Here is a 26,005-nt window from a genome sequence, read left to right on the forward strand (position 1 = left end):
GTTCTCGTTGCGGCTCAATACACATCGCGGGCGTAGCGCCCTTCGCGTTGCAGTTGGCTCAAATATTCGGATGCCGCATCGGCATCGCCACCGTTGTGAGTGCTTGCGATGTCAAGCAAGGCCTCATGCACATCCTTGCCCATGCCAATCGCGCCGCAAACATACAGATGCGCGCCGCGTTGCAGCCAGTCATAGACCTCGCGACCGTGTTCGCGCAGGCGGTCTTGCACGTAGATTTTTTGCGATTGATCGCGCGAGAACGCCAGGTCCAGACGATGCAGTTCGCCTTTGGCCAATGCCTCTTGCCATTCGGTTTGATACAGAAATTCGGTATTGAAATGGCGCGCACCGAAGAACAGCCAGTTGCGGCCGGTTGCGCCGGTTTCGGCGCGTTCCTGCACAAAACCACGGAACGGCCCCACGCCGGTGCCGGGGCCAATCATCAGGATGTCGCGGCTGCTGTCGGCGGGGACGCGGAAGCGCTCATTGGGCTCGATAAACACCGGCACGCTGGCATCTTCATCCAGCGCAGCGAGAAAGTTGCTGGCCGCGCCGAGGTGATCAGTACCGTGTGCCGAATAGTGCAGTACATCGAAGGTCACATGCGCTTCTTCGCCCACCCGCTTGCGGCTGGAGGCGATGGAATACAAGCGTTGCACTTGCGGGCGCAAGCTGGCCACCAAGGTTGCGGCCTCCCATTGCGCTGGCCAGCGCCGCAGTACATCGATTACTTGGTGCGTACCCAGCAACGTGGCAAGTTCGGCATTGCCAGGTTGCAGCAGTTGCGCCAAGTCCTGCGCGCCGCTGCGTTCGGCCACGCTGGCAAGCAGCGGGCGTGACAGCCTGGTCAACTCACGATGACTGCTCAACCATTCCGAAAGCGGCAGGCTGTGGCCGTCGTGATCGACCAAGGCATCGCCGTGCAGGCCGGTTGCGACCAATACCGCGGCCACCAAGCACTGCGGGTTGCGATGCCGAATGCCCAGTGCGTCGCCGGGTTCATAGCTCAGGCCCGAGCCTTCCAGTGACAGCTCAAGATGACGGATATCCTTGTCTACCAATGCATACCGGCGGAACCCGGTGCCTTTGAATTCGCGTCCGGTGATGCGTTGATTGGCCAACACGCTGGCGGCAAACGGGGCGTCCTGTGTCCATGTGGGTGCTGCATGCGGACGCAGCGGTGTCACCGTTGCAAGATGCGCGGGTGCTGCGGGTTTCAGGAATTCCTTGGCGTGCGCCAGTGCGTGTTCGCGCCACGGCGTGGCGATGCTGTCGATGTCCAAATCGGCTTCGCCCAACGGCAGCACGCGGCTGGCACCGAGTTCGGCCAAACGTGCATCCAGCGTGCGGGCGATGCCGCAAAAGTCGGCATAACTGGAATCACCCAAGCCCAGCACTGCAAATTTGAGCTGCGGTAATTTTGGTGCGCGCTTGCCCAGCAGGAATTCGGTGAAGCCAATCGCGTCATCCGGCGGGTCCCCTTCACCTTGGGTGCTGATGATCAGGTACAGCAGCTTTTCATTCGCCACTTCACGGGTGGCATAGGCATCGGCACGCAGCAGCCGCGCCGGCAGGCCGGCGGCTTCCAATTGTGCATGCAGTGCTTCGGCGGCGCGCTTGGCATTGCCGGTCTGGCTGCCATACACAATGGTGGCTGGCTGCACTGCAATTGGCGTGGGCTGTGCCGCAGCGGTCGCCAGTGCCAGGCCGGTGGGTGTGAGTGCACGCGCCATCCCGGCCAAATAGCCAGAGGCCCACAGCAGGGCGCTGCGGTCGGCATCGGCGGCAAATTGCGAAAGCAATCGGGCTTGATCGCCGGTCAACGGCGCAGGTAGTGGGGCGGCAGTGGCGTGCGACATGGCGGCAGGGCGTGAAGGATGCCGATGCAGGCTAGGCGCTGGCTTGTCGCAGGGGAAAGGAGGGCTGGTTATGCCGATATGGGATATGGCATGCATTGCTGGCATAGCGTGGGTGCGTGCGGGGTTTTCTTACGTCATGGCGAGGCAAACACGGGGGGGCGATGTGCGTTATTCGCCGATCGTCTGGACATCGGCACAGCGCGATGCTGTCCCTGCCGGCCCGCACCCCGCGCCGCCGGATCACCTAAACCGCACTACAACCTGCAAGGAATCCGTCATGAAATTTCTGAACACGTTGCTGTCCACCCTGGTGTTGTCGCTGGCGCTGGCCGGCGCCGCCATCGCTGGCGAAACCGTCAATATCAATAGTGCCGACGCCGCCACCCTCGATCGCGTACTGGTCAATATCGGCCCATCCAAAGCGCAGGCCATCGTGGAGTACCGCAAGGCCCACGGCGCATTCCGCAGTGCCGAGCAACTGGCCGAAGTCAAAGGCGTGGGCCTGAAGACGGTGGAAAAAAACCGCGATCGCATCAGTTTGGGGGGGGCTGCGCCGGCACGCCCGGCAGCCACCGCCAGCCGCCCGCAACAAGTCGCCAGTGCGCAGCCCAAGCCGGTGGCGCGGCGCTGAACATTGGCGTGCTCCGCTGCTGGGATCTGTGGGGAACAGCACCCGGCAAGGCAAGCCCGGACGCGCCTGACCGCAGTGGGTCAGGCGCGTTGCCGTGTCAGCGACGCAGATTGAATTCGATCGGCACCAACCCCAGTGCTTGCACGGCCTTGCCGTTTTGGGTCGCCGGCTGGAAGCTCCAGCGCCTCAGCACTTGCAGCCGCGCCGCTTCGTCCAATTCACGGTGGCCACTGCTGCGTGAAATGCTGACCTCGATCGGCTGGCCATTGATATCCACCAGCACCTGCAATAACACCGTGCCGCTCAGCTGACGCTGCAAGGCCGCACGCGGATACACCGGTGGCGGGGCATTGCGATACGCCAGTTGCATGGGCGTGGGGGGAACGTTGGGCGGAATGAGGCTATCGCCATGCGAGTCCCCGTCATCGGCTGTTAGCGTGGTGATCTGAGTGTTGCCGGTATCACTGATTACCTGAGCCGCCGGCGTGGTGTCCGGGCTGCGCGTCACGCTGGGATGAGCCGGTGGGTTGATCGGCTGCGGCGGTTGCGGGTGCGTGATCGGGGTGATCTCCACAATCACCGGTTCCGGTGGCTTGACGATGCTGCGCACCACAGGGTTGTGACTGGGAGGATCCTGCGCCGGGGTCAGTGGAATTGACATCGGCACCATCAGCAGGCCGAACAGGATCAGATTGAACGTCAACGTTCCACTCATGGTGAAAATGCGGGACGGATCCAGCTTGGGTTTTGCAGCTGGGTTCAACAGTGCAAAACCGGTGGCGCGGGATAGGGCAAAGGCAGGTGCGCGAACCATGGTCGATCTCCTGTGCAGGTGGACGTACGCTGTACACAAACCATGCAACGGGCGAGCATGTGCAATGGGGTTAGGACGCCACCGTTTGCACGCTTTGACGCTGCGCCATTACGTGCGCCGTGCAAAGCAGTGAACGATGATCGGTCGTGTTTGTACGACGAGCGGCGGTTGTCATCCGGATTTGGTGAGAACAGATCTCTGTCCGTTGGCCGGTGGGTACGCGCAGCTTTTCGTGCAAGGCATAAGCGCATGCCAATCGGGATATTGACAAGCCGAAATGATTTCCTATAAAAAATATAGGAAATGCTGACAAACAAAGCCAAATACGGACTTCGCGCAATGTGTGCGCTGGCTGCACTGCCTGCAGGCGAGCGCATGCAGGCGCATGTGCTGGCCGAGCGCGCCAACATCCCGGCCAAATTTCTGGAGGCTATCTTGTTGGATCTGCGGCGTGCCGGTTTTGTTGCCAGTCGGCGTGGCGCGCAGGGCGGGCATGCACTGGCCAAACCGGCGCAAGACATCATGGTGGGTGATCTGATTCGTGCCATCGATGGGCCACTGGCGCCGGTGCGCTGTGCCAGCATGACCGCTTATGCGCCTTGCACGGATTGCGCCGATCCTGACACCTGCGCGATTCGGGCATTGATGTGGGAAACCCGGCAAGCGTTGTGCAGTGTGCTGGATCGGCGCAGCTTGACGGTATTGAGTCGACGTGCAGGCAACGAAGCATGGATGCGTCAGTTGGGGGGCTCGCCATGACATCAATCCAGCCCGATGCTACCCGGATGCCGGTGGCTGCACTGCATTCGCCACTCGAAGCGGAGGTGCTGCGTGCGATCCGCGACACTGCTTACGGCACGATTGAGGTGGTTGTTCATCAGTCGCGTATTGTCCAGATCACCCGCAGTGAGAAACTCCGTTTCGATTCACCGCAGCACGACCCACGCTGAGCGCCGCGTCCCAACTCTGCCGACCGGACCACCGGAGGCATGTCTTCCACCTTCAATAGCAGGAATCGAAGTCATGCCGTTTCACTTCCTATCGCGGCCACCCCAATCTCCGCATCCGCGTCTGGTTGCGCTTGTCATTACCCTTGCCTTGGCCCCATCGCTGGGGCACGCAGGTGAGATCAAGCTGCGCGGATTGGTACAGGCCGATACCCGTAGCTTCATGAATGACTCCGCAAAAAACGATGGATTCTTGTGGCGACGGCTGGAGCCCAGCATTGAGGGCAATTGGGGCACATGGCTGGGGTTCCGGGTTAATCCACAGTTCGCTGGTGACAGGGTCACCCTCAATGAGGCGTATATCGATTTGAAATTTGATCCGCGTGCCACAGTGCGGATTGGCAAATCCAAACCACCCTTCGGGTTGGAGCGTTTGCAGTCGAGTACAAGTACTGCACAAGTGGAGCTGGGGCTGCCGTCGGAACTTGCACCAGGCCGTGACATCGGGGTGCAATTGCAGGGCAGCGTACTGGGTGGTGCCCTGGATTACGGGATCGGGGCATTCAATGGCACGGTTGATGGGCGCGATGCTGTTGCCGGCAATCCCGACGGCGAATTCGAATATGCAGGCCGGTTGTTCTGGCAGCCACGCAAGCACGCACGCGGTGAGTGGGGCAACCTGGGGTTGGGTGTGGCCGCTACTGTTGGTAATACCCATGGCAATGGAAGCAACTTCTTGCCGCGTTATCGCACGCCGGGGCAGGCGCAATTTTTTGGCTATGGAAGCAATGTGGCTGCCGATGGCCAACGGTTACGCAAGACCGTGCAGGGGTATTGGTATCGCGGGCCGTTGGGGTTGCTGGGTGAATGGGTCAGTAGTGCGCAGACGCTACGCGTGATCAGTGGAGCCGGTGCAGGGTCACGTGCCACGTTGGATAACCACGCTTGGCAGATCGCGGCGGGCTGGGTGTTGACTGGCGAGGACGCGGGCTATCGGGGTGTGGTGGCACCGGCGTCTCCATTTGCGATCGGACAACCCGGATGGGGGGCATTGGAGGCGACCGTGCGCTATGGCCAGCTGCAGATGGATGCTGCTGCATTTCCTTATTTCGCCAATGGCGCGACATCGGCACAGGCGGCGCATGGCTGGGGGGTGGCACTCAATTGGTACTTGACCGGCAACCTCAAACTGATGGCCAACTACACCATGACCAAATTCGATGGGTGTGCCGCCGCCGGCGGTCGCCGCCCGCAAGAGCGGGTGCTGTTCACCCGCGCACAGCTGACTTTCTGAAGCATTCGTTCGCAACCTGAGCACTGGCTATCCAGTGGCCTGATGACATCCCGGGAAATACGACGATGAACAAATTCGGATACAACGTGGCAGGTGTCCTGCTGTTTACATTGCTGGCTTTGCTGCCGGCAGCTTCCTATGCGGCAGCGAAGGACAAGGAGTTGCTGAATGTTTCTTATGACCCCACCCGTGAGCTGTATGCCGATATCAACCAGGCCTTCGCCGTGGACTGGAAGCGGCAGACAGGTGAGTCGCTGACACTGCGCGCCTCGCACGGCGGCTCTGGCAAACAGGCGCGTGCCGTGCTGGATGGCCTGGACGCCGATGTGGTGACGTTGGCGCTGGCGGCCGACATCGATGTGCTGGCCGAGCAAGGCAAGTTGTTACCCATCAACTGGCAAACCCGGTTGCCGCATAACAGTGCGCCTTACACATCGGCCATCGTGTTTTTGGTGCGCAAAGGCAACCCCAAGGGCATCAAGGACTGGGGTGATCTGGTCAAGCCGGGGATCGGGGTGATCACGCCTAATCCGAAGACTTCAGGCGGTGCGCGCTGGAATTATCTGGCGGCTTGGGTATGGGCCTCACGCCAGTATCGCAGTGGCAGCAAGGTGCTGGAGTACATGGGGAAATTGTTCCGCAACGTGCCGGTACTGGATACGGGAGCACGCGGAGCAACCACGACGTTCGTGGAACGCGGAATTGGTGATGTGTTGATCGCTTGGGAAAATGAGGCGTTGTTGACCGTCAACGACCCACAGCTGCGTGGCAAGTTCGAGCTGGTGGTGCCTTCGGTCAGCATCAAGGCCGAACCACCGGTGGCGTGGTTGGACAAAAACACCACCAAGCATGGTACCGGCAAGCAGGCAGAAGCGTATCTGCGGTTTCTGTATTCACCCACAGGGCAACAAATCGCAGCCCGCCATTACTATCGCCCAACCGAGCCTGCCAATGTGCCAGCCGCGTTATTGAAGCCGTTTGCGCCGATCAAGCTGGTCACCATCAATGATGCGTTTGGTGGATGGAAGAAAGCGCAGGCGGCGCATTTCGGTGACGGCGGTTTCTTCGATCGAATCTATCGACCCTGACCGACGCAAGGTGATGATGGCATTGAACCAATCAGCGGCAGCCGCGCGTGGCCGCAATCCGTTACCGGGCTTTGGCCTGAGTCTTGGGTTGGGCATGGCTTGGCTGGGCGTGGTGGTGGTGCTGCCATTGGCTGCACTGGCGGTGCGTGCGACGGGGATGGGCGCGCACGCGTGGCTACGCGCAATCAACGATGCACGGGTGCAGGCAGCACTCAAGCTGAGCTTTTCCACTGCATTCTGTGCGGCTGTGGTGGCATCGCTGGTGGGTGTGCTGATCACCTGGGTCATCGTGCGTTATCGCTTTCCCGGGCGGCGTTTGCTGGATGCACTGGTGGACTTGCCGTTTGCATTGCCAACCGCCGTGGCGGGGATTGCGCTGACTGCGATTTATGCCCCCACCGGCTGGGTCGGCAAGCTGTTGGCGGCCTGCAACTTCAAAATTGCCTATGCCACACCCGGTATCGTGCTGGCCCTGGTGTTCATTGGTTTGCCATTTGCGGTACGTACCCTGCAGCCGGTGCTGGAAGCATTGGGGCGCGAGCCGGAGGAAGCTGCGGCGTCGCTGGGGGCCAATCGGGTCACCACGTTTCGGCGTGTCATCATCCCCGAGTTATTGCCGGCATGGTTGACAGGGTTTTCGCTGGCATTTGCGCGAGGTTTGGGCGAGTACGGTTCGGTCATCTTCATTGCCGGGAACCTGCCCTACAAGACCGAAATTGCGCCGCTGCTGATTACCATCCGCTTGGAAGAGTACGACTACAACGGCGCGGTAGCGATTGCCGCGTTGTTGCTGGTCGCTTCCTTCTTGAGCCTGCTGCTGATCAACCTGCTGCCACTGTTATTCCAGCGCGGGGGCGGACATGACTGAGGGGCCTCGATGTAACGATGACCCACTGCGCGAACCCGGATGGTTGCGCTGGTTGCTGATCCTGACTGCGGTTGCGGCGATTGGCTTGCTGGTGCTGCTGCCGTTGGTCATGGTACTGGGGGCGGCCTTTGGCAAGGGCTTTCATGCCTGGTGGCAGGCACTGGTGGCGCCTGACGCGCGCAGTGCATTGGCATTGACCCTGTTCACCGCGGCCATCGTGATACCAGTCAACGCCGTGTTTGGTGTGCTGGCGGCGTGGGCACTCACGCGGTTTTCGTTCCGCGGCAAACGCGTGTTGCTGGCGCTGATCGATTTGCCATTCGCGGTATCGCCGGTGGTGGCTGGCCTTTGCCTGGTGCTGTTATTTGGCAGTGCAGGTTGGTTTCATGCATGGTTGCAGGCGCATGACATCAAAGTGCTGTTTGCACGTCCCGGCATTGTTTTGGCGACGTTGTTTGTCACCTTTCCGTTTGTGGTGCGCGAGCTGGTGCCGTTGATGCAGCAACAAGGTGCCGATGAGGAGCTGGCTGCGCGCTCGCTTGGGGCTAGTGCATGGACGATGTTCCTCCGCGTCACCCTGCCGAAGATCAAATGGGGTTTGTTGTACGGCGTGCTGCTGTGTGCCGCCCGGGCGATGGGCGAGTTTGGTGCGGTGTCGGTGGTGTCGGGCCATATCCGTGGCATGACCAACACCTTGCCGCTGCATATCGAGATTCTCTACAACGAATTTGATGCCACGGCTGCATTTGCAGTGGCCTCCCTGCTGGCAGGGTTATCCCTGCTCACCCTGGTGTTGAAAGTCTGGCTGGAAGCGCGGCATGGCGACGCGCTTGCGCAATCTCATAGGCGGCATTGATCATGCAATTGACGATTTCATCCTTGCACAAGCGCTATCCCGGCGTGGCGGCGCTCGATGGCGTCGATTTGGATATTCGCTCGGGTGAGCTGGTCGCGTTGCTGGGGCCATCGGGGTCTGGCAAGACCACGCTGCTGCGCGTGATTGCCGGCTTGCTGCATGCCGATGCAGGACGCGTGTTGTTTGGCGAAAACGATGCCACCGGGTTAAGTCTGCGCGAGCGCAATGTGGGTTTTGTGTTCCAGCATTACGCATTATTCCGGCATATGACTGTAGCCGAAAATATTGCGTTTGGTTTGCGCAGCCGTCCGCGTGCAAAACGCCCAGACAAGGCCAGTATTGCAAGGCGCGTGCAGGAGTTGTTGCAGCTGGTACAACTCCCCGAGCATGGTGGGCGCTATCCCGATCAGCTCTCCGGGGGACAAAAGCAGCGCATTGCGCTGGCGCGGGCACTGGCCATTGATCCGGCAGTGTTGCTCCTGGACGAGCCTTTTGGCGCGCTGGATGCCAAGGTGCGCATCGAACTACGGCGTTGGCTGCGAAAACTGCATGAGCAGACCGGGCAAACCACATTGTTTGTCACCCATGATCAAGAGGAAGCGCTTGAGTTGGCGGATCGGGTAGTGGTGATGCGGGCGGGCAAGGTCGAGCAGGTGGGTACACCCGATGCCATCTATCGCTCCCCAGCTTCGCCCTATGTGTTCGAATTCATTGGGCGGGCCAATGTATTGCATGGGCAGGTGATCAACGGGCGTTTTTGCGCGGCGGGAGTGACGCTGGATGCCGGCGGGGTTGTTGATGGTCCGGCGCGATTGTATGCGCGGCCACATGATGTGCAGTTGGCTGCGCCAGGGGCAGATACGTTGTCGCTGCAGGTGCGCGGGGTGCAGCGGTTGGGTGGGCGGCTAACCGCCGAATTTGCGCTGGGTGGGCAAGCGTTGGAACTGGAGACGTTGAACACTGCGGCCGTGCCGCTGCTGCCGGGTGAGCATGTCACAGTGCGCGTGGCCCGCTACCGGGTGTTTCCAACCTAGCGGATGCGAGTGTGGGAGCATGGAGCAGCAAAAAAACGCCCCGGTAAGCGGCGCGTTTTGTGGAAATACCACGCCAGGCGTTCAACCCTTCTTGCGCAGTGCCTCGTACACGGCCAGCAAGACGATCGCAGCACCAATGGCGACCGCCCATTGCATCAGGCTGCTGGTGATGTGCAACATGCCAGAGATGTAGCCGCCGGCGACCGCACCCACGATGCCCAGTACGATGGTCATGATCCAGCCCAGGGGGTCTGCCCCCGGTTTGAGCAGCCGGGCGAGAACGCCAATGACCAGGCCGCCGAGGATGTAGCTGAAGATCCCGTTGAACATGTGTTACCTCCGCTGGGGTGTGGACGAAAATGCGACGGATCAGATGCCAACGCCGGCACTGAGATTAACCCATGGCGACCGCAGTTTCCGGTGCGCATGCTTCAGATCATGTGAACTTCGCTGTCGGGTGGGGTGACTTTCAGGGATCGATCAGCGCCCCAGCTCGAACACCATATCCACGCTGACCGAGACGCTGCTTTCGCCGGCGGCGACCGCCGTGTCCTTTGCCATTGGGGCCGGGGCTGCCATCATTCGCATCACCGGCACCGGCTGCGGTCCACTGCTGCCACCTTCATTGATGCTGACGATGCGCAGCACGCGCATGCCCAGCGTATCGGCATAGGTCTGCGCTTGCGCTTGGGCTTTTTTCACCGCGGCAATGCGCGCCTCGGTGTAGGCCGGGTCAGGTTTGTCGATGCCAAAGGTTGGTCCGTTGATCTGGTTGGCGCCCTGCGCCACTAGGGTGTCGAGCACCTTGCCGAGTTTGCCCAGCTCGCGCACCTTCACGTTGACGGTATTGCTGGCCTGATAGCCCACGATGGTGGGTGGCATGTTGTCGGCATATTTGTATTGCGGGTTCAGGTTGATGCCGCTGGTCTGGATGTCGCGCTCGGCAAGTCCGGCTGCGCGCAGGGCCGCCATCACTTTGTCCATCTGCACCGCGTTGTTGCGCATCGCCGTATTGGCTTCGGTGGATTGGGTCACTACGCCAGTGGAAAGGGTGGCGATGTCAGGGGTGCGGCTGGTCTCGGCGCTGGCGGATATCGACAGCAAGGTGGTTTGTGGCGCAGCGGCGGCGATATCGGCGGGTTTTGCGTGTGTGGTCATGGGCAGGGCCGTGGCAAGGGCGAGGGCAAGCAGCAAGGGGCGCAGAGGCATCATGGACTCCATTTGTTGGGGGAACGATTACGTGCTGGGGGTGAACGCACGGTGAGCCGAAATGGGGTTAATTGCGTGAAACGGTGCCGTGGGGCTGGGGTGCACAGTAGGCCACAGGTTAGACTGCAGGCATGTTGCATCTTGCCTCGCGATCGCCCCGCCGCGCCGAATTGTTGACCCGTCTGGGGTTGCAGTTTGGCATCCTCGACCTTGCTATTCCCGAGCAGCAGGACGCTACCGAGTCTGCTGCCGACTACGTGCGCCGGGTGGCGCGGGAAAAGGCCGGGGCTGGCTTGTTGCAGGTAGTGGCAGTGCCCGATGCGGTCGTGCTGGGGGCCGATACCGAGGTGGTTTTGGACGGCGTGGTGTTTGGCAAGCCGGCCGATGCGGTGGAGGCCGCCGCCATGCTGCGGCGTTTGTCCGGGCGCAGCCATCAGGTCATCACTGCGGTCTCGCTGCTGTCGGCGGCACGCGAAGCGCAAGCGGTGGTGGTGTCGGAGGTGACGGTGGAAGCGCTGTCCGATGTCGATATCGCCCGCTATCTGGACACGGGTGAATGGCAGGGCAAGGCTGGCGGGTATGCCATTCAGGGCTGCTTTGAAGCGCACGTCTTGCGGCTGGACGGCAGCTATTCCGGGGTGATGGGCCTGCCCTTGCAGCAGACCGCGCAGGTGTTGCGGCAGTTTGGGTTGCTGCCGTGAGCGAGGATTTGCTGGTCAATGTGACACCGCGTGAAACCCGCGTGGCGGTGGTCGAAAACGGCATGTTGCAAGAGCTGCACATCGAACGCGGCAGCCAGCGCGGAGTGGTCGGCAATATCTACAAAGGCAAGGTGCAGCGGGTGATGCCGGGGATGCAGGCGGCTTTTGTGGAGATCGGGCTGGAGCGCGCCGCGTTTTTGCACGCCAACGATATTTTTCGCGCCGCACCACTGGATGCAGTGGATGGCGATGACGTGCCGGCGGCACCGCCACCGCAGGTGCAAATCCCCATTATCGACCTGCTGCGCGATGGTGCCGAGATCGTGGTGCAGGTGGTGAAAGATCCGATCGGCAGCAAAGGCGCCCGGTTGACCACCCAGATCAGTATTCCTTCGCGCTATCTGGTGTTGCTGCCGCGTTCCAAAGTGATTGGTATTTCCGCCCGGATTGAAGATGACGCCGAGCGTAGCCGACTGAAGACACTGATGGCCGAGTTGACCGCCGGCGGGCCCGGCCACGGCTTCATCGTGCGCACCAATGCCGAAGGTCAATCCGCGGAGGCATTAGCCGAAGATATTGCCTATCTGGGGCGCGTGTGGGAGCTGATCGAGCGCAATTCCGCTGCCGCAAAAGTGGGTAGTTGCATTTATGAGGATCTCAGCCTGCCACTGCGTGCCGTACGCGATTTGATTCGCCGCGACGTGGACAAGGTGAAGGTGGATTCACGCGAAACCTGCGAGCATCTGCGGGAGTTTGCGGCCAAATACATGCCGGCATTGGCCGACAAGATCGAGCATTATTCGGGCTTGCGCCCGATCTTCGATATGTACGGCGTCGAGGATGAAATCCAGCGTGCCCTGGATAAGCAAGTGCCGCTCAAATCCGGCGGCTATCTGGTGATCGATCAAACCGAGGCGATGACCACGGTGGATGTGAATACCGGCAGCTTCCTGGGACAGCGCAATCTGGAAGAAACGGTGTATCGCACCAATCTGGAAGCGGCGCAGGCGGTGGCACGGCAACTGCGGCTGCGCAATCTGGGTGGCATCATCATCATCGATTTCATCGACATGCACGATGTGGAGCATCGCCGGCAGGTGCTGCGCACGCTGGAAAAATCCCTCATCAAGGATCACGCCAAAACCACGGTGTATGACTTCTCGCCGTTGGGCTTGGTGGAAATGACCCGCAAGCGCACGGTGGAATCACTGGAGCGCCAGCTGTGTGAGCCCTGCCACGAATGCACCGGGCGCGGCATGGTCAAGACTGCCGAAACGATTACTTACGAAATCTTCCGCGAGATCGTGCGCGCGGTACGCCAGTTTGATGCCGCCCGCTTGCTGGTGATCGCCTCGCCAAAAGTGGTTGGGCGGATTACCGACGAAGAATCCAACGCGGTGGCCGAGCTGGAGGAGTTCATTGGCAAGTCGATCCGCTTTCAAGCCGATGCGCAATATCTGCAAGAGCAGTTCGATGTTGTGCTGCTGTAACTGCCGGATGAGTGCAGTAGTGCATGGTGTGCGATACGGTTTGACCGAGGTTGCGGCATGAGCCAGCCCCGTCGCTGGCGCAGTGTGTGGCGGCACACATGGCATGCGCTCGCTGTCATGCTTGCGTTGTTTGCGCTGGGCAATGGCGTGGGCAGCCTGCTGTTGCCGATAGTCGAGCGGCATCCCGAGCGTGTGGCCGCGTGGCTAAGTGAACGTGCCGGGCGCACGGTCGCGTTTGATCATCTGGATACCCAGTGGACACGGCGCGGGCCATTGTTGCGGCTATCCAATTTGCGCATTGGTGATGCGAGAAATCCGCTGCAGATTGGCAATGCCGAGATCCAGATTGCCCAATACGCGGGGCTGTTGCCGGGGCGCTCGTTCACTGAGCTGCGCTTGCGTGGTTTGGACTTGACCCTGCAGCGTGACGACAACGGGCAATGGCAGGTGCGCGGGTTACCCGGCCAGCAAGCCGGCGGTGACCCGTTGGAGGCACTGTCGCATTTGGGGGAGCTGCAGCTGGCGCAAGCCAGCTTGCGGGTGCTGGCCCCAGCACTGAAGTTGGACTTGTACCTGCCGCGCATTGATCTTCGCCTGCAAGTCAATGGCAACCAGGTACGCGCGGGTGCAAGTGCCTGGCTTGGCAATACGGCAACACCGTTCAATATCGCTGGTGTGCTGGATCGTACCAGTGGCGATGGTCGCGTCTATGTCGGTAGCCGGATGGTGGATTTGGCCGATTTTGGCGACAAGCTGCCACTTCTGGGCGTGACTGCGGTGACTGGGCGTGGCCGCTTGCAAGGCTGGGCACAGTTGCGCAGCTACCGGGTGGTCGCTGTGCGGGCCGATGCCGGATTGTTGGATGTGCGTTTGCGGGGGGCGCCGATGCCTGCGGCAATGACGACCGCAGCAACCACCACTGCAGCAACCAGCACAGGGGCGACACCTGCAGCCAGCCATGAGGTGGGGGAATTGGTATTGGCGGCCAATTGGTCCGGGCGCTTGCAGGATTGGAGGTTGCAGGTCAGTCGATTGCGGATTGGCAATGGTGCCGGGCGGCAGATCCTGGATGGTTTGTCATTGGCAGGTGGGCAACGCTATGCAATGCACGCTGCACATTTGAATGTCGCGCCACTGTTGCAGTTGGCGGCATTGAGCGATGCCTTGCCTGCGCGGCTGCGGCATTGGGTGCAGACCACGCAGCCGGTAGCTGTATTGGACGATGTGGATATCCAGGGCCATACCGGTGGCATGCTGCATGCCAGCGCCCGTATCAGGGGCTTTCGTTTCGATCCGGTCGGACATGCACCTGGAATGCGGGGCGTCGGTGGTTGGTTGCAGGCCGATCAGGATGGCTTGCGCATGCGCTTTGATCGCACTGCCACGGTTGAATTTGATTGGCCAGCCGGCTTCGGCGTGGTGCATCGCTTCAAGATGGATGGAGAAGTCGTGCTGTGGCGAGATGTGGCCGGCTGGACCATTCAGACCCCCGGTTTGGCAATTGATGGCGGGCTGCTGCAAGTACAGGCGCGTGGCGGTATTGGTTTGCAGGATGACGGTAGCCATCCGCATCTGGATATCGCCGCGGATATTGGCGATGTGCCGATCTCTTTTGCCCATGGATTCTGGATCCATCACCTGATGCCGAAATCCTCGGTGCAGTGGTTGGATATGGCGCTGCGTGGCGGCACTCTGCGCAATGTGCATGCGGTGGTGGCGGGCGATCTGGATGATTGGCCATTTCGCAATGCGCCTGGCATGGCCGGTGCTGGTGTGTTTCGTGCGGACGCACATATCGACGATGGCACCATCAAGTTTCAACCCGATTGGCCTGCCGCAGAGCATATGGATGCCGATGTCAGTTTCGTGGCCGACGGCTTCAGCGTGAATGGGCGCGCGCAATTGGCGCAGATCGCCGCCACCCAGCTACGTGCAGGGATTGACCGCTTTGGTCAAGCCGAGTTGTGGGTGGATGCCGACACCACTGGTGATGCCAGGCATTATCTTGACCTGCTGCGCGCCAGCCCGCTGCATAAAGACTACGGTGACACGATGGATCACCTGCAGGTGGCCGGACCTGCGCAAGCACAATTCCATATGAAGTTGCCTTTGCATCAGCAAACCCCGGCACCGCCGGTGATTACCGGCAGCGTGAATTTAGGCGGTGCCAAGTTGGCCGAAACGCGCTACCAAGTAGCTTTTGACCAAGTACGCGGACAAGCCAACTATGACCAATCCGGTTTCGATGCCCCCGCATTGCAAGTGCGCTATGACGGCGCTCCGGGAGTGTTGGCGTTACGTGCAGGGCCGCATGTGCAAGACCCAGCGCAGGCATTCGAAGCACAGTTGCAAATGCAGGCCGAGATCGACGGGCTATTGGCCAAGGCCGGCAATTTGGATTGGTTAAAGCCATATCTGCGTGGCAGTTCGCAGTGGGTGGTGAGCATGGCGGTGCCACGCCAACTGCGCGCCGGGAGTGCGTTGCCATCGCTGCTGCAGTTGCGCTCCAATCTGGTGGGTACTGCTTTTGATCTGCCTGCACCCATGCACAAACGCGCGTCAGATGTGTTGCCGGCGACTATTGCAATTCGCTTGCCGCTGGACAGTGGTGACATCGAGGCCAGCTTGGGCGATGTGTTACGCCTGCGCAGCCACAGCGCGCATCGGCAAACCGGCCTGCGCATGCAATTGGGGGCGGGCGAGATGGCCGCACCACCGGCACACGGTCTGGTGATCAGTGGCCATGTGGCGCAGTTGGCTGCGCTGGATTGGATCGGGTTGGCCATTGGTGCCAAGGGGCAGGCCGATTTGCCTTTGCAGCGCATCGACATCCAGGCAGCAAACATGCAGTTACTGGGCGCAGCATTTGCCGACACGCGTGTGCAAATGGTGCCAATACCGCAGGGCATCACTGTACAGATACAGGGCAGTGCAATCGCAGGTAATCTGCGTATCCCGGAGCAGGCCGGCGCCAGTGTCAGCGGCCATTTCGATCATCTGTACTTGGCATTGCCAGCGGTAGCCGCGTCGGCTGGTACCGGCCGTGTCGCCTCATCGGTATCGGCATCACTCAGTGACAAACCGAATTCTTCAGCGCCCGCGTCCACCGCATCGATCAACAACATCAACCCCGCCGTCATCCCACCGCTGGCGCTGGATGTGGCTGATTTTCGCTTTGCCGGGACAGCAATGGGCAGCGCACGCTTTCGAAGTTCGCCAATAACCGGCGGCATGCGAATGGACGAATTTCGTACATCGGGTGGCAAGCAGCGTTTGGCGGCAAACGGCAGCTGGATAGGTAAGGGCGGTATGGCGCGTACCCAATTCCGGCTGGATGCCGACAGCGACGATGTAGGTGCGTTGCTGACCGGGTTTGGGCTGGGCGGGCAATTGGTGGGAGGCAAAGGCCGAATGACCGGTGCCGCCAGTTGGAACGGTGGGCCGGAGGCGTTTGATATCACCATGATTGATGCCAGCCTGCGTGCCGATGTGCGCAATGGCCGTTTGCCGGAAATTGAACCAGGTGCCGGCAGGATGTTGGGGTTACTCGGTGTCAGCCAATTGCGTCGACGGTTGACGCTGGATTTCAGTGATTTGTTTAGCAAAGGCTTCGCTTTCGATCATCTGCAGGGCGACATTCGGCTGAGTCAGGGCAATGCACACACCGAAAATCTGAGCATCAAAGGGCCCGCCGCCGATTTGAATCTGCACGGTGGCGTCAATTTGCGCAGCCAACAGTTCGATCAAACGGTGGAAGTGATGCCTCGTTCCGGAGGTCTGCTCACTGCCGTGGGCGCGCTGGCTGCAGGTCCCGTAGGGGCGGCAGTTGGCGCTGTGGCCAATGCCGTATTGGATAAGCCAATGTCTGGAATTGGGGCCAAAACCTATCGCATCACCGGCCCGTGGGCTGCTCCCAAGGTCGAGGTGGTGGCCAAGCACCCTGCGCCGGCGACCGTTCCTTCCGCGGAAGGTGATTGATCTTTCCCCGATCGCCGCCATTTCCTTCACTAGCAATTGAACTTGAGTACGCGCTGCATGAATGCATTGACCCTTGCCGAATCCCGCCTGTTGGCCCCCACCGGGCTGGATGCGTCCGCGTTGTCGCGCGCTTTCGATGCGCTGCTGGGGCCGGGCATTGATTTTGGCGACCTGTATTTCCAGCATGCCCGCCGCGAGGCGTGGAGCATGGAAGACGGCATCGTCAAGGACGGTTCGCACAGCATCGAACAGGGTGTGGGCGTGCGTGCAATCTCCGGCGAAAAAACCGGGTTTGCGTATTCCGACGAACTGGATGCGCCGGCACTCCTGGCCTCTGCGCAATCCGCCCGTGCGATTGCGCGGGATGGTCGCAACCACGGCGCGCATGCCTTGCAACGGACGCATGGCCATGCGCTCTACCCGGCATTGGACCCGGTGGATGCGCTCGACAACGCCGCGAAAGTGGACGCACTGCGCCGCGTGGACGGCCTGCTGCGCGCGCTGGAACCGCGCGTGCAACAAGTGATGGTGAGTGTCACCGGCGGCGTGGATACGGTGCTGGTGGCGCGCAGTGACGGCGTGCTGGCGGGCGATGTGCGGCCGCTGGTGCGAATGAATATCCAAGTGATCGTCGAGCAGAATGGCCGCCGCGAATCGGGCTTTGCCGGGTTTGGCGGGCGCTATGGTTATATCGAACTGCTGGCCGACGACAAGCCGGAAAAATTCGCCCGCGAGGCGTTGCGCCAGGCCTTGGTGAATCTGCAAGCCATCGACGCGCCCGCCGGGGTGATGCCGGTGGTGTTGGGTCACGGTTGGCCAGGCGTGTTGTTGCACGAAGCGGTAGGCCACGGGCTGGAGGGCGATTTCAATCGCAAGGGCACCAGCACCTTCGCCGGCCGCATCGGCCAGCGCGTGGCCTCCAAAGGCGTCACCATCGTCGATGATGGTACCTTGGAAGGCCGCCGTGGCTCGCTCAATATCGATGATGAAGGCACGCCTACCGCCTGCACCACGTTGATCGAGGACGGTATTCTGGTCGGCTACATGCAGGACACCCACAACGCCCGCCTGATGGGCATGGCCCCCACCGGCAATGGCCGCCGTGAATCGTTCGCGCATCTGGTGATGCCGCGCATGACCAACACCTACATGCGCGCCGGCAGCCACGACCCGCAAGAGATGATTCGGTCGGTGAAAAAAGGCCTGTACGCGGTCAACTTCGGCGGTGGGCAGGTGGATATCACCAGTGGCAAATACGTGTTCTCGGCCACCGAGGCCTACCTGATCGAAGATGGCAAGATCACCGCGCCGGTGAAAGGTGCCACCTTGATCGGCAATGGCCCGGAAACCATGCAGAAGGTGGCGATGATTGGCCATGACCTGGCGCTGGATGACGGCGTCGGCATCTGCGGCAAGGATGGCCAAAGCGTGCCGGTGGGCGTGGGTCAGCCGTCGCTGCTGATTTCAGAGCTCACCGTGGGCGGGACGCAGGCGGGCTGATCAGTCGTGGCTGTCTTCGTCACCGTCATCCGCATCGGCGCTGGCCTCGCCACCCGCCAACACGTCCCGCAGCTCCCGAAACAGCTCGCGGAAGGCGCGCGGCGGTTTGTTGTGTTTGCGTTCGTCAAACGTATTGCGCACCAGTTGGCGCAATTTCTGGCGGTCGGCTTGCGGGTGCTGCGCCAGCAAGTCGGTCATCGCGGCATCGCCATCGTCGCCCAGCAGCGCCTCGCGCAGCACTTCGGCGCGGTGCAGCATGGCAGTGTCGCGCCGTGCCGCCTCGCCGTCTTTGCTCATCGCATCACGGATCGCATCCAGCTGTGCATCGTCCAGCTTGCGCATCTGCTTGGCCAAAAACGCCAATTGCCGCTTGCGCGCCCCGTGCGAACTCATGCGCTGGGTGTCGCGGATATGCGGCAGCAGCTCGTCCGGAATCGGCAATTTGCCCAACTGGGTGGCGGTCAGCGCCACCAACACTTCGCCCAATTCCAGCACGTCCAGCGCCGCACGGCGTTGCGCGCTGCGGCTGGGGCTGAAAAATTCGCCGGTCTCTTCGTCATGTCCTCGCATTGCTACAGGATAAGCCATTGAACAACACACTCACACAGTCCCTGCCCACCGATGACAGCACGCAGCGTCAACAGCGGCTGGCCGGCATCGCCCAACAATTACTGGAACGCGCGCGCAGCGCCGGGGCCAGCCAGTGCGAGGTGACCTGCAACGAGGATGCCGGGCTTGCGGTCAACGTGCGCATGGGGGATGTGGAAACGGTGGAGGCCACCCGCGACCGTGGGGTGGGCATCACCGTGTACTTTGGCCAGCGCAAAGGCAGCGCCAGTAGCGCCGATCTGCGCGAAGCCAGCTTGGCAGCGACGGTGGCGCAGGCCTGTGCGATTGCCAAACATACCGAAGCAGACCCGGCATCCGGCTTGGCCGACGCTGCGCTGATGGCGCAAACCCTGCGCGAGTTCGACAGCTGGCATCCGGCCGCGTTCGATGCCGACCGTGCCATTGATTTGGCGCTGGCCTGCGAGGCCGCCGGCCGTGCGGTGGATGTGCGCATCGGCAATTCCGATGGCGCATCGGTGAATGCCAATGCCTCGATCAGCGTGTACGCCAATTCACACGGTTTTCTCGGCACGGAGCGCAGCACTTCCTACAGCGCAGGCTGCGCCTTGATCGCGGGTGAAGGTGAGGCGATGCAGCGCGACGGCTGGTTCAGCGTGGCGCTGGCGCAGGACGATCTGGAGACGCCCGAGGCCATCGGCCGCAAAGCCGCGCAGCGCACCTTGCAACGGCTCGATCCCAGGCCGTTGCCCACCGGTCAGGTGCCGGTGTTATTTTGCGCGGAAATGGCGCGCTCGTTGATTGGCAGCTTCATTGGTGCGGTCTCTGGCGGCGCGTTGTACCGGCGCGCCAGCTTCCTGCTGGACAGCGCCGGCACGCGCGTGTTCCCGGACTGGTTTGCGATTGAAGAAGACCCCTTTGTGCTGCGCGGCTTCCGCTCCGCGTCGTTTGATGGCGAAGGCGTGGCCACCCGCAAATCGATGTTGGTGGATGCCGGCATCGTGCAGCGCTATGTGCTGGGCAGCTATTCGGCGCGCAAGTTGGGGCTTGCCACCACCGCCAATGCCGGCGGCGTGCACAATTTGCAGGTCAAGGCCAATGCCGGCGATCTGGCCGCGCAAATCCAGGCGATGGGGCGTGGCTTGCTGGTGACGGAATTGATGGGGCAGGGCGTGAATGCGATCACCGGTGATTACTCACGTGGCGCGGCCGGGTTCTGGGTGGAAAACGGGGTGCTGGCCTATCCGGTGGACGGCATCACCATTGCCGGCAACCTCAAAACCATGTTCGCGGCGATTGAAACCGTAGGCAATGATGTGGATGTGCGTTCGCATGTACGCACCGGTTCGATTTTGATCGGCCACATGACCGTGGCCGGCACCGGTTGAACATGACAAAAGCGTAACCCCGCGCGCGTCAACCTGCGCGGGGCATGCTGCGTTGGCAGTCGTGTTCCTCAAGGAGCATGGCGATGGCAACGATGCAACTGACTAACGCGACCGCAAGCGCGGTCAATCGGTTTGGGCTGGGCGCACGCCCGGAAGAGCTGCAGGCGCTCGGCGATGACCCACGTGGCTGGCTGTTGGCGCAGCTGCAAGGTGCGACACCGATTGCCGCATTCGATGGGCTGCCCGATAGCCGTGCCTATCTGGACATGTACACACGCGTGCAGCAGCAGCGCAAAGCCCTGCGTGAGCAGCGTGCGGCCGGCGCTGCCGACATGCAAAAAAAAGTGGGAGGGCGCGATGAGTTGCGCAGGGCGCTGCAACAGGACCTGGTGCTGCGCCAAGGGGTTGCGGTCAGCACGGCACAGGGATTTCGCGAGCGCTTGGTGCGGTTCTGGTCCAACCACTTCGCCATTTCGGTGGATAAACGCATCGCCTCGCTGTTTGCCGCACCGATGGAGCGCGAAGCCATCCGCCCACATGCCACTGGCAAGTTTTCCGATTTACTGCTGGCAGTGGAACGCCACCCCGGCATGTTGCTGTACTTGGATAACCAGGCCTCGATTGGCGATGATTCACGCGCTGCCATCAATGCCGCACGCCGCAGTGCGGGCACGCCGAAAGCCGGCAAGCGCGGGCTGAACGAAAACCTCGCCCGCGAAATCATGGAGCTGCACACCCTTGGCGTGAATGCTGGCTACAGCCAAGCCGATGTCACCGAATTTGCCCGCGCCATCACCGGCTGGAGCGTGGTGCGTCCCAATGATCGCGATGGTGCCGGAAGTCGCGATGGTTTCGTGTTTCGCAATGCCGCGCACGAACCCGGTGCACGTCGCGTGTTCGGCAAGACCTACCGGCAAGACGGCGAAATGCAGGGCGTGGCGGTGCTGCACGACTTGGCCGTACACCCGGCCACGGCACGGCATGTATCACAGAAATTGGCACGGCATTTCATTGCCGATGAGCCCCCGCCAGCACTGGTGGAGCGCATGGCCAGCACCTGGCTGCGCAGTGGTGGTGACATCGCCGCAGTGTGCCGCAGCATGGTGGAGTCGGATGAGGCGTGGTCAGTGCAAGCGCGCAAGTTCAAAAATCCCGATGACTATTTCATATCCGCACTACGTGCCTGCAATCTGCAAGCGCAGGACGATGTGGCGCTGGCGGTACGCTTGCAGGCGCAATTGGGGCAGCCCTTGTTCCAACCGCGCTCCCCCGCCGGGTTTGGCGATGTTGCAGCCGATTGGGGCGGGCCAGATGCCTTGTTCAAGCGTGTGCAAGCGGCGCAAGCCTTGGCCGATCGCCTGCCCGACATGCAAGGCCGTACGCCCTTGCACATGGGCGAAGCGGCGCTCGGCGCAAGCCTGGACCGGCAAACAGCGACGGCCTTGCGGCGTGCCGAATCCGTACAACAGGGCGTGGCATTGTTGCTGGCCAGCCCCGCCTTCCAATGGAGGACCTGAGATGAACTTCGATCGACGTGGTTTTTTGGGGATGAGTGCGGCCTCGTTGGCGCTGGCCGCCTTGCCCAAATTCGCACTGGCCGCCGCCGGGCGCGGCGACACTCGCTTTTTGTTGGTGCTGTTGCGCGGCGGCTTGGACGGCCTGCATGCGTTGCAAGCGCCCGGTGACCCCGGCTTTGCCGCGCTGCGTGGCGACTTTGTCAACAGCAAAGGCCAAGCCCCCAGTTTGCAATTGAATGGCGATTTTGCCCTGCACGGTGCATTGGGCTTCATGGCGGGCCTGTACGCGCAGCAGCAATTGTTGCCGATGGTGGCGGTCGCCCCGCCATACCGGCAACGCTCGCATTTTGAAGCACAAGATTGCGTGGAAAACGGCACCACTGGCACCAGCGGCACCACCGGCTGGCTCAATCGCTGCGTGGCGGCCATGCCCGGCGGCAAAGGGTTGGCGATTTCGGCGGTGATGCCGCTGGCGATGCGCGGCAAGGGCGATGTCAGCACGTGGTCGCCACCCTTGGCCAAAGGGGTGGATCCCATCCTGTGGCAGCAATTGCAAGTGCTGTACGCCGCCGACCCCAGCTTGGCCCCCACGTTTGCCGGCATCGATGCACGCATGGAAGCGATGGGTGCCGGCAAAAGCCAGAACGGCTTGAAGTTACCGCAAGCCATGGCGGCAGCGGCCAAATTCATGGCGGCCGCAAACGGGCCGCGGATAGGCTTTGTGGAAGACACCGGCTGGGACAGTCACGGTGGTGAGTTGGCCTTGCTGGATCGCAAGCTGGCCGAACTCGATGCCGGTGTCAAAGCCTTCCACGCTGGCGCAGAGTCGATCTGGAACAACACCGTGGTCGTCATCGTCACCGAATTCGGCCGTACCGCGGCCATCAATGGCACCGGCGGCACCGACCACGGCACCGGCGGGGTGGCGTTTGTCGCCGGCGGCGCGGTGAAAGGTGGACGCATTGCCGGGCAATGGCCGGGGCTGGGCAAAACCCAGCTCAATGAAGGCCGCGACCTGTTGGCGACCACCGACATGCGCGCCTTGTTCAAGGGCATCCTGCGCGAGCATCTGGAAGTGGGCAGCGACGCACTGGCGCGCAGCGTGTTCCCAGACAGTGCGGGCCTGCCATCGCTGCCGGGGTTGGTGCGCGCGGGCTGACCTGTTTTTTTCGCAAATGGCGTTATGCTTTGACGAGGGCGCACATCACGCCATAACCCGGGGATATCTAAGCATATGAATGACGTCACTGCATCTTCCGAAGACCGCAATCTTGCAATGCTCACGCACCTGTCCGGCATCCTGCTGGGCTTCATCGTGCCGCTGATCATCTGGTTGACCAATAAAGACAAAACCGACAAGGCTTGGCTGAACACACAGGCAGTGGAAGCGCTGAACTTCCAGATCACTATCGCGATTGCGTATGTGGCAGGTTCGGTATTGATGGCCGTGCTGATCGGTTTTCTGATCATCCCGGTTGTAATTTTGGTCAACCTCGTTTTTTGCATCCTCGCCGGCATGGCCTGCAATAAAGGTGAAAGCTATCGCTATCCGTTCGCACTGCGTTTGATCAAATAATTGCAGGTGATTTGACAGACAAAAGGCCGGGGTAACCCGGTCTTTTGCTTGCGGACTGGCTATAAACCAGCCCTACAACATACGCATCAATGCGCGCGCGGTGGATTCGTCGCGGCATCGCGTGCCAACGCGGCAAGACAGGTAAACTGAGCCTCCCTTTTCCGGCTGCGCGTCCATGTCCGAAATCCTGGTGCCCGTGTCGTTTGGCGAATTGCTGGACAAGATCGCCATCTTGCAGATCAAGTCCGAGCGCATGTCTGATCCTGGCAAGCTGGTCAATGTGCGCAATGAGTTGGCTGTGCTGGAAACCACGTGGGCGGCGCACCCGGCATCGGCGCAGGACATCACCACGCTGCGTGCCGAGTTGAAGGCGGTCAACGAGCGGTTGTGGGTGATCGAGGATGACATCCGCCTGCAGGAAAAGGCGCAGGCATTTGATGCCGAATTCGTGCGACTGGCGCGCAGTGTGTATTTCGAGAACGACGTGCGCGCACGGGTGAAAAAGGACATCAACCTTGCACTGGGCTCGGCCTACGTCGAGGAAAAGTCGTATCAGGATTACGGCACCGGCAGCGGCGCGTAATGGGCTTGTGTCATCAGCTGAAGTCGCTGCGGTAGCGTTCGAATGCAGCGATGGCATCGTTGGCGGTCACCAGATCCATCACGCCTTCGGCTTCGATTTTGCTGCCCCATTTGAGCGACGATGCGGGCTGTCCACGGTACTTGCGCGCGGCATCGTCATAGCGGTTCACGCAGTAGCGTCGGTCGGAATACGGGCCGCTGCGTTCCGGGTTGGTGGCGGCATGCAGGCCCAATACCTTGCTGCCCATTGCGTTGGCGATATGCATCGGGCCCGAGTCTGGCGTCACCACCAAGTCGGCACGCGCCAGCAATGCGGGCAATTGCTTGAGGGTGTCCTTGCCGATCAGATCCAGTACACGTGTGCGGTTTGGCATGGCCGCCAAGAGGGCATCGCCGGTGCTGCGCTCCAGATCGCTGCGGCCGCCACATAAAACCACGCGCCAATCTTGTGCGATGGCGTGTTCGGCCAGTGCTGCGTAGCGCTCTGCTCGCCAATTGCGCAGCGCATGGCTGGAGCAGGGCGAGATCAGCAGTGTATTGCGGCCATCTTCATCCCACTGCGCATGTGCCCAGGCATGCGCATCGGCCGGAACCGGCAATTTCCATGTTACTTGCGAGCGGGTGAGTCCCAGGGGTTCGCAGAAGCGGCCAATGGCATCCAATACATGCCCGTCGATGACTTCGGGGATGCGTTCATTGACGACCAAGCCGTGGCCTTCCTTGCTGCGACTGCGGTCATAACCAATCTTGCGTTGCGCCGGGATGAACGCCGATAGCAAATTCGCGCGGGTGGAGACCTGCAGTTGCAGCAGTGCATCGAAACGCTGGCCAAGTTCGCGGCGGAGTGCGCGCATGCCCTGCAGCCCGCTACGTTTGTCGTATTCGACAAAACGCACGCCGGGCAAGCCATCCAGCAGGCGATGTTCGGCCTTGCCAATCACCCAGTGCAGCTCGGCGTTAGGCAAGCCCGTGCGCAGTGTATGCAGCAGTGGCAGCACATGGGTGACATCGCCCAATGCCGACAAGCGCAGCAGGCAAATGGAGCGGGGGGCTTCGAAATTAGGCACGTATTGCTACACTCGTAGGAATGACTGGATTCGATGCCAATGAGCACCTGACACCATTCCGCGATGGACGCGGCTATGGTGCAATTTTGTTCGACCGCACCCAGATCAGGCAACCCGACCCGCTTTGGTTTGATCCCACGCACTGGGGTGCGGCTGCGCAGCCGGTGGCGGAAGGTGGCCGTGGCGGCGCGTGGTGGATTGATTTTGGTGAAGGTGATGCGTTTTTGCGGCATTACTTGCGCGGCGGCCTGGCGGCCAAACTCAGCCACGATGCGCATTTGTGGCGCGGTATCCAGCATGTCCGCAGCTTTGCCGAATTCCGCCTGTTACGGATATTGCGGGATAAGAAATTACCGGTGCCGCTGCCATTTGCAGCGTGGTATCGGCGCGAAGGGTTGCATTATCGAGCCGCGATCTTGATGCAGCGCTTGCAGCATGTGCATTCGCTGGCGGTGTTGGCCGCGACGGGCGATGCGCCGTGGACGGCTGCAGGTGAGCTGGTGGCGCGCTTTCATCGCGCAGGGATGGATCATGCGGATCTCAATGCGCACAACATTTTGTTTGATGTCAGCGGTCAAGGCTGGATGATTGATTTCGATCGCTCGCATTTGCGCATTCCAGCAACTGCATGGCGGGAAGCCAATTTGCAGCGCTTGCAGCGGTCTTTACGCAAATTGGCTGGTGCTCGCAGCATGACGCAAGTGGATGCGGAGTTTGCGCAATTGCGCGCGGCCTACCAACAGGCGTGGGATCGCGGGTACTGAGCAGGGTACGGCTGAAAAGGCGGTGGCCCCGCCGGCTGACCTCGGCACCCGCATCAGTCGATACCGTTGCTGCCTTCCGGCCCTGGCGGGGTTTTCGACCTAGCGTCGCGAGGGGCCGACGGGGCCACCATGGAGACTGCCCGGGCCTGTTGTCTGCCCGAGTCGTGGATCGTGCATTGCCCGCTGCGAGGTGCATTGCACCGGATGCCGGCAGGGTGAGGCGAGGACCACGGAAAAGCGAGGCGCAAGTTTACATGCTTTGCGCGACAAAGTCG

The 26,005-nt window shown here is 61.3% G+C and carries 24 protein-coding genes and 1 other RNA gene; 18 read left to right on the top strand and 7 right to left on the bottom strand.

Going from position 1 to position 26,005, the window contains the following annotated elements; all coding sequences use genetic code 11:
* Positions 1-14 precede the first annotated feature (14 nt).
* Positions 15-1,859, bottom strand: coding sequence for an assimilatory sulfite reductase (NADPH) flavoprotein subunit (locus K7B09_RS03960; RefSeq protein WP_223626985.1), 1,845 nt, complete (start codon positions 1,857-1,859; stop codon positions 15-17).
* A gap of 277 nt (positions 1,860-2,136) precedes the next feature.
* On the opposite strand from K7B09_RS03960, the gene K7B09_RS03965 reads away from it, so the two are divergent.
* Complete coding sequence (locus K7B09_RS03965; protein WP_223626987.1) at positions 2,137-2,490, top strand: ComEA family DNA-binding protein; 354 nt, start codon at positions 2,137-2,139, stop codon at positions 2,488-2,490.
* A 97-nt stretch (positions 2,491-2,587) separates the two neighbouring features.
* Here the strand turns inward: K7B09_RS03965 and K7B09_RS03970 are convergent, their stop codons facing one another.
* A complete protein-coding gene (locus K7B09_RS03970) occupies positions 2,588-3,304 on the bottom strand; it encodes an energy transducer TonB (protein ID WP_223626990.1) in 717 nt (238 codons plus the stop codon).
* A gap of 303 nt (positions 3,305-3,607) precedes the next feature.
* Here K7B09_RS03970 and K7B09_RS03975 point away from each other — a divergent pair, with 303 nt between their 5' ends.
* From K7B09_RS03975 to K7B09_RS04005, 7 genes are all read left to right on the top strand, one after another.
* Entirely contained in the window at positions 3,608-4,063 is a 456-nt protein-coding gene (locus K7B09_RS03975; protein WP_223626993.1) for an RrF2 family transcriptional regulator, read from the top strand.
* On the top strand, positions 4,060-4,254 hold the full coding sequence (locus tag K7B09_RS03980) for a YezD family protein (RefSeq protein WP_223626995.1): 195 nt from the start codon (positions 4,060-4,062) through the stop codon (positions 4,252-4,254). The genes K7B09_RS03975 and K7B09_RS03980 overlap by 4 nt, the downstream gene beginning before the upstream one ends.
* A 73-nt stretch (positions 4,255-4,327) precedes the next feature.
* On the top strand, positions 4,328-5,545 hold the full coding sequence (locus K7B09_RS03985) for an OprO/OprP family phosphate-selective porin (protein ID WP_223626998.1): 1,218 nt from the start codon (positions 4,328-4,330) through the stop codon (positions 5,543-5,545).
* A gap of 65 nt (positions 5,546-5,610) precedes the next feature.
* Complete coding sequence (locus K7B09_RS03990; protein WP_223627000.1) at positions 5,611-6,633, top strand: sulfate ABC transporter substrate-binding protein; 1,023 nt, start codon at positions 5,611-5,613, stop codon at positions 6,631-6,633.
* 10 nt (positions 6,634-6,643) lie between these two features.
* Complete coding sequence (cysT, locus tag K7B09_RS03995) at positions 6,644-7,501, top strand: sulfate ABC transporter permease subunit CysT (RefSeq protein WP_425507841.1); 858 nt, start codon at positions 6,644-6,646, stop codon at positions 7,499-7,501.
* Positions 7,494-8,357 (top strand): sulfate ABC transporter permease subunit CysW, encoded by an 864-nt coding sequence (cysW, locus tag K7B09_RS04000; protein WP_223627005.1) that lies wholly within the window; start codon positions 7,494-7,496, stop codon positions 8,355-8,357. The genes cysT and cysW overlap by 8 nt, the downstream gene beginning before the upstream one ends.
* Before the next feature lie 2 nt (positions 8,358-8,359).
* Complete coding sequence (locus tag K7B09_RS04005) at positions 8,360-9,391, top strand: sulfate/molybdate ABC transporter ATP-binding protein (RefSeq protein ID WP_223627007.1); 1,032 nt, start codon at positions 8,360-8,362, stop codon at positions 9,389-9,391.
* Positions 9,392-9,472: 81 nt separating this feature from the next.
* On the opposite strand, the gene K7B09_RS04010 is transcribed toward K7B09_RS04005, so the two are convergent.
* Both K7B09_RS04010 and K7B09_RS04015 read right to left on the bottom strand, forming a co-directional pair.
* A complete protein-coding gene (locus K7B09_RS04010; protein ID WP_223627010.1) occupies positions 9,473-9,721 on the bottom strand; it encodes a GlsB/YeaQ/YmgE family stress response membrane protein in 249 nt (82 codons plus the stop codon).
* Positions 9,722-9,871: 150 nt separating this feature from the next.
* The gene (locus tag K7B09_RS04015; RefSeq protein ID WP_223627013.1) at positions 9,872-10,603 is read right to left on the bottom strand and encodes an SIMPL domain-containing protein; all 732 of its coding nucleotides are present in this window, start codon (positions 10,601-10,603) and stop codon (positions 9,872-9,874) included.
* 128 nt (positions 10,604-10,731) lie between these two features.
* On the opposite strand from K7B09_RS04015, the gene K7B09_RS04020 reads away from it, so the two are divergent.
* From K7B09_RS04020 to tldD, 4 genes are read left to right on the top strand one after another with little or no spacing between them, the layout of a single operon-like run.
* Positions 10,732-11,301 (top strand): Maf family protein, encoded by a 570-nt coding sequence (locus K7B09_RS04020; protein WP_223627015.1) that lies wholly within the window; start codon positions 10,732-10,734, stop codon positions 11,299-11,301.
* Positions 11,298-12,791, top strand: coding sequence for a ribonuclease G (gene rng / locus K7B09_RS04025; RefSeq protein WP_223627017.1), 1,494 nt, complete (start codon positions 11,298-11,300; stop codon positions 12,789-12,791). The genes K7B09_RS04020 and rng overlap by 4 nt, the downstream gene beginning before the upstream one ends.
* Before the next feature lie 57 nt (positions 12,792-12,848).
* Entirely contained in the window at positions 12,849-16,769 is a 3,921-nt protein-coding gene (locus K7B09_RS04030; protein ID WP_223627019.1) for a YhdP family protein, read from the top strand.
* A gap of 57 nt (positions 16,770-16,826) precedes the next feature.
* Entirely contained in the window at positions 16,827-18,269 is a 1,443-nt protein-coding gene (gene tldD, locus K7B09_RS04035; protein ID WP_223627021.1) for a metalloprotease TldD, read from the top strand.
* Here the strand turns inward: tldD and yjgA are convergent, their stop codons facing one another.
* The gene (gene yjgA, locus K7B09_RS04040; protein WP_223627023.1) at positions 18,270-18,839 is read right to left on the bottom strand and encodes a ribosome biogenesis factor YjgA; all 570 of its coding nucleotides are present in this window, start codon (positions 18,837-18,839) and stop codon (positions 18,270-18,272) included.
* A 17-nt stretch (positions 18,840-18,856) separates the two neighbouring features.
* Between yjgA and pmbA the strand changes: the two genes are divergently transcribed.
* The 5 genes from pmbA to K7B09_RS04065 all read left to right on the top strand — a co-directional run bounded on the left by pmbA (position 18,857) and on the right by K7B09_RS04065 (position 23,900).
* A complete protein-coding gene (pmbA, locus tag K7B09_RS04045; RefSeq protein ID WP_223627025.1) occupies positions 18,857-20,224 on the top strand; it encodes a metalloprotease PmbA in 1,368 nt (455 codons plus the stop codon).
* A gap of 83 nt (positions 20,225-20,307) precedes the next feature.
* Positions 20,308-21,741, top strand: a complete 1,434-nt coding sequence (locus K7B09_RS04050; RefSeq protein ID WP_223627027.1) for a DUF1800 domain-containing protein — start codon at positions 20,308-20,310, stop codon at positions 21,739-21,741.
* Position 21,742: 1 nt separating this feature from the next.
* Positions 21,743-22,900 carry a DUF1501 domain-containing protein gene (locus K7B09_RS04055; protein ID WP_223627029.1) on the top strand — a complete coding sequence of 386 codons (1,158 nt, stop codon included), beginning with the start codon at positions 21,743-21,745 and terminating at the stop codon, positions 22,898-22,900.
* 75 nt (positions 22,901-22,975) lie between these two features.
* The gene (locus K7B09_RS04060) at positions 22,976-23,317 is read left to right on the top strand and encodes a DUF4870 domain-containing protein (protein ID WP_223627031.1); all 342 of its coding nucleotides are present in this window, start codon (positions 22,976-22,978) and stop codon (positions 23,315-23,317) included.
* A gap of 175 nt (positions 23,318-23,492) precedes the next feature.
* Entirely contained in the window at positions 23,493-23,900 is a 408-nt protein-coding gene (locus tag K7B09_RS04065) for a DUF6165 family protein (RefSeq protein WP_223627033.1), read from the top strand.
* A 13-nt stretch (positions 23,901-23,913) separates the two neighbouring features.
* On the opposite strand, the gene K7B09_RS04070 is transcribed toward K7B09_RS04065, so the two are convergent.
* A complete protein-coding gene (locus K7B09_RS04070; protein WP_223627036.1) occupies positions 23,914-24,966 on the bottom strand; it encodes a glycosyltransferase family 9 protein in 1,053 nt (350 codons plus the stop codon).
* 20 nt (positions 24,967-24,986) lie between these two features.
* On the opposite strand from K7B09_RS04070, the gene K7B09_RS04075 reads away from it, so the two are divergent.
* Positions 24,987-25,730, top strand: a complete 744-nt coding sequence (locus K7B09_RS04075) for a 3-deoxy-D-manno-octulosonic acid kinase (RefSeq protein ID WP_223627038.1) — start codon at positions 24,987-24,989, stop codon at positions 25,728-25,730.
* A 25-nt stretch (positions 25,731-25,755) separates the two neighbouring features.
* Here K7B09_RS04075 and ffs read toward each other — a convergent pair.
* Positions 25,756-25,852: signal recognition particle sRNA small type (gene ffs / locus K7B09_RS04080), an RNA gene on the bottom strand.
* Positions 25,853-26,005: the final 153 nt, after the last annotated feature.

Origin of the sequence: Thermomonas beijingensis (assembly GCF_020034655.1) — a bacterium.
In the GTDB taxonomy this organism is placed as follows: Bacteria; Pseudomonadota; Gammaproteobacteria; order Xanthomonadales; family Xanthomonadaceae; genus Thermomonas; species Thermomonas beijingensis.

Excerpts from the sequence above, each read along its gene's own strand:
- K7B09_RS03960 (WP_223626985.1), bottom strand. The coding sequence starts at position 1,859 with ATGTCGCACGCCACTGCCGCCCCACTACCTGCGCCGTTGACCGGCGAT.
- K7B09_RS03965 (WP_223626987.1), top strand. The coding sequence starts at position 2,137 with ATGAAATTTCTGAACACGTTGCTGTCCACCCTGGTGTTGTCGCTGGCG.
- K7B09_RS03970 (WP_223626990.1), bottom strand. The coding sequence starts at position 3,304 with ATGGTTCGCGCACCTGCCTTTGCCCTATCCCGCGCCACCGGTTTTGCA.
- K7B09_RS03975 (WP_223626993.1), top strand. The coding sequence starts at position 3,608 with ATGCTGACAAACAAAGCCAAATACGGACTTCGCGCAATGTGTGCGCTG.
- K7B09_RS03980 (WP_223626995.1), top strand. The coding sequence starts at position 4,060 with ATGACATCAATCCAGCCCGATGCTACCCGGATGCCGGTGGCTGCACTG.
- K7B09_RS03985 (WP_223626998.1), top strand. The coding sequence starts at position 4,328 with ATGCCGTTTCACTTCCTATCGCGGCCACCCCAATCTCCGCATCCGCGT.
- K7B09_RS03990 (WP_223627000.1), top strand. The coding sequence starts at position 5,611 with ATGAACAAATTCGGATACAACGTGGCAGGTGTCCTGCTGTTTACATTG.
- cysW (WP_223627005.1), top strand. The coding sequence starts at position 7,494 with ATGACTGAGGGGCCTCGATGTAACGATGACCCACTGCGCGAACCCGGA.
- K7B09_RS04005 (WP_223627007.1), top strand. The coding sequence starts at position 8,360 with ATGCAATTGACGATTTCATCCTTGCACAAGCGCTATCCCGGCGTGGCG.
- K7B09_RS04010 (WP_223627010.1), bottom strand. The coding sequence starts at position 9,721 with ATGTTCAACGGGATCTTCAGCTACATCCTCGGCGGCCTGGTCATTGGC.
- K7B09_RS04015 (WP_223627013.1), bottom strand. The coding sequence starts at position 10,603 with ATGATGCCTCTGCGCCCCTTGCTGCTTGCCCTCGCCCTTGCCACGGCC.
- K7B09_RS04020 (WP_223627015.1), top strand. The coding sequence starts at position 10,732 with ATGTTGCATCTTGCCTCGCGATCGCCCCGCCGCGCCGAATTGTTGACC.
- K7B09_RS04030 (WP_223627019.1), top strand. The coding sequence starts at position 12,849 with ATGAGCCAGCCCCGTCGCTGGCGCAGTGTGTGGCGGCACACATGGCAT.
- tldD (WP_223627021.1), top strand. The coding sequence starts at position 16,827 with ATGAATGCATTGACCCTTGCCGAATCCCGCCTGTTGGCCCCCACCGGG.
- yjgA (WP_223627023.1), bottom strand. The coding sequence starts at position 18,839 with ATGCGAGGACATGACGAAGAGACCGGCGAATTTTTCAGCCCCAGCCGC.
- K7B09_RS04050 (WP_223627027.1), top strand. The coding sequence starts at position 20,308 with ATGGCAACGATGCAACTGACTAACGCGACCGCAAGCGCGGTCAATCGG.
- K7B09_RS04055 (WP_223627029.1), top strand. The coding sequence starts at position 21,743 with ATGAACTTCGATCGACGTGGTTTTTTGGGGATGAGTGCGGCCTCGTTG.
- K7B09_RS04060 (WP_223627031.1), top strand. The coding sequence starts at position 22,976 with ATGAATGACGTCACTGCATCTTCCGAAGACCGCAATCTTGCAATGCTC.
- K7B09_RS04065 (WP_223627033.1), top strand. The coding sequence starts at position 23,493 with ATGTCCGAAATCCTGGTGCCCGTGTCGTTTGGCGAATTGCTGGACAAG.
- K7B09_RS04075 (WP_223627038.1), top strand. The coding sequence starts at position 24,987 with ATGACTGGATTCGATGCCAATGAGCACCTGACACCATTCCGCGATGGA.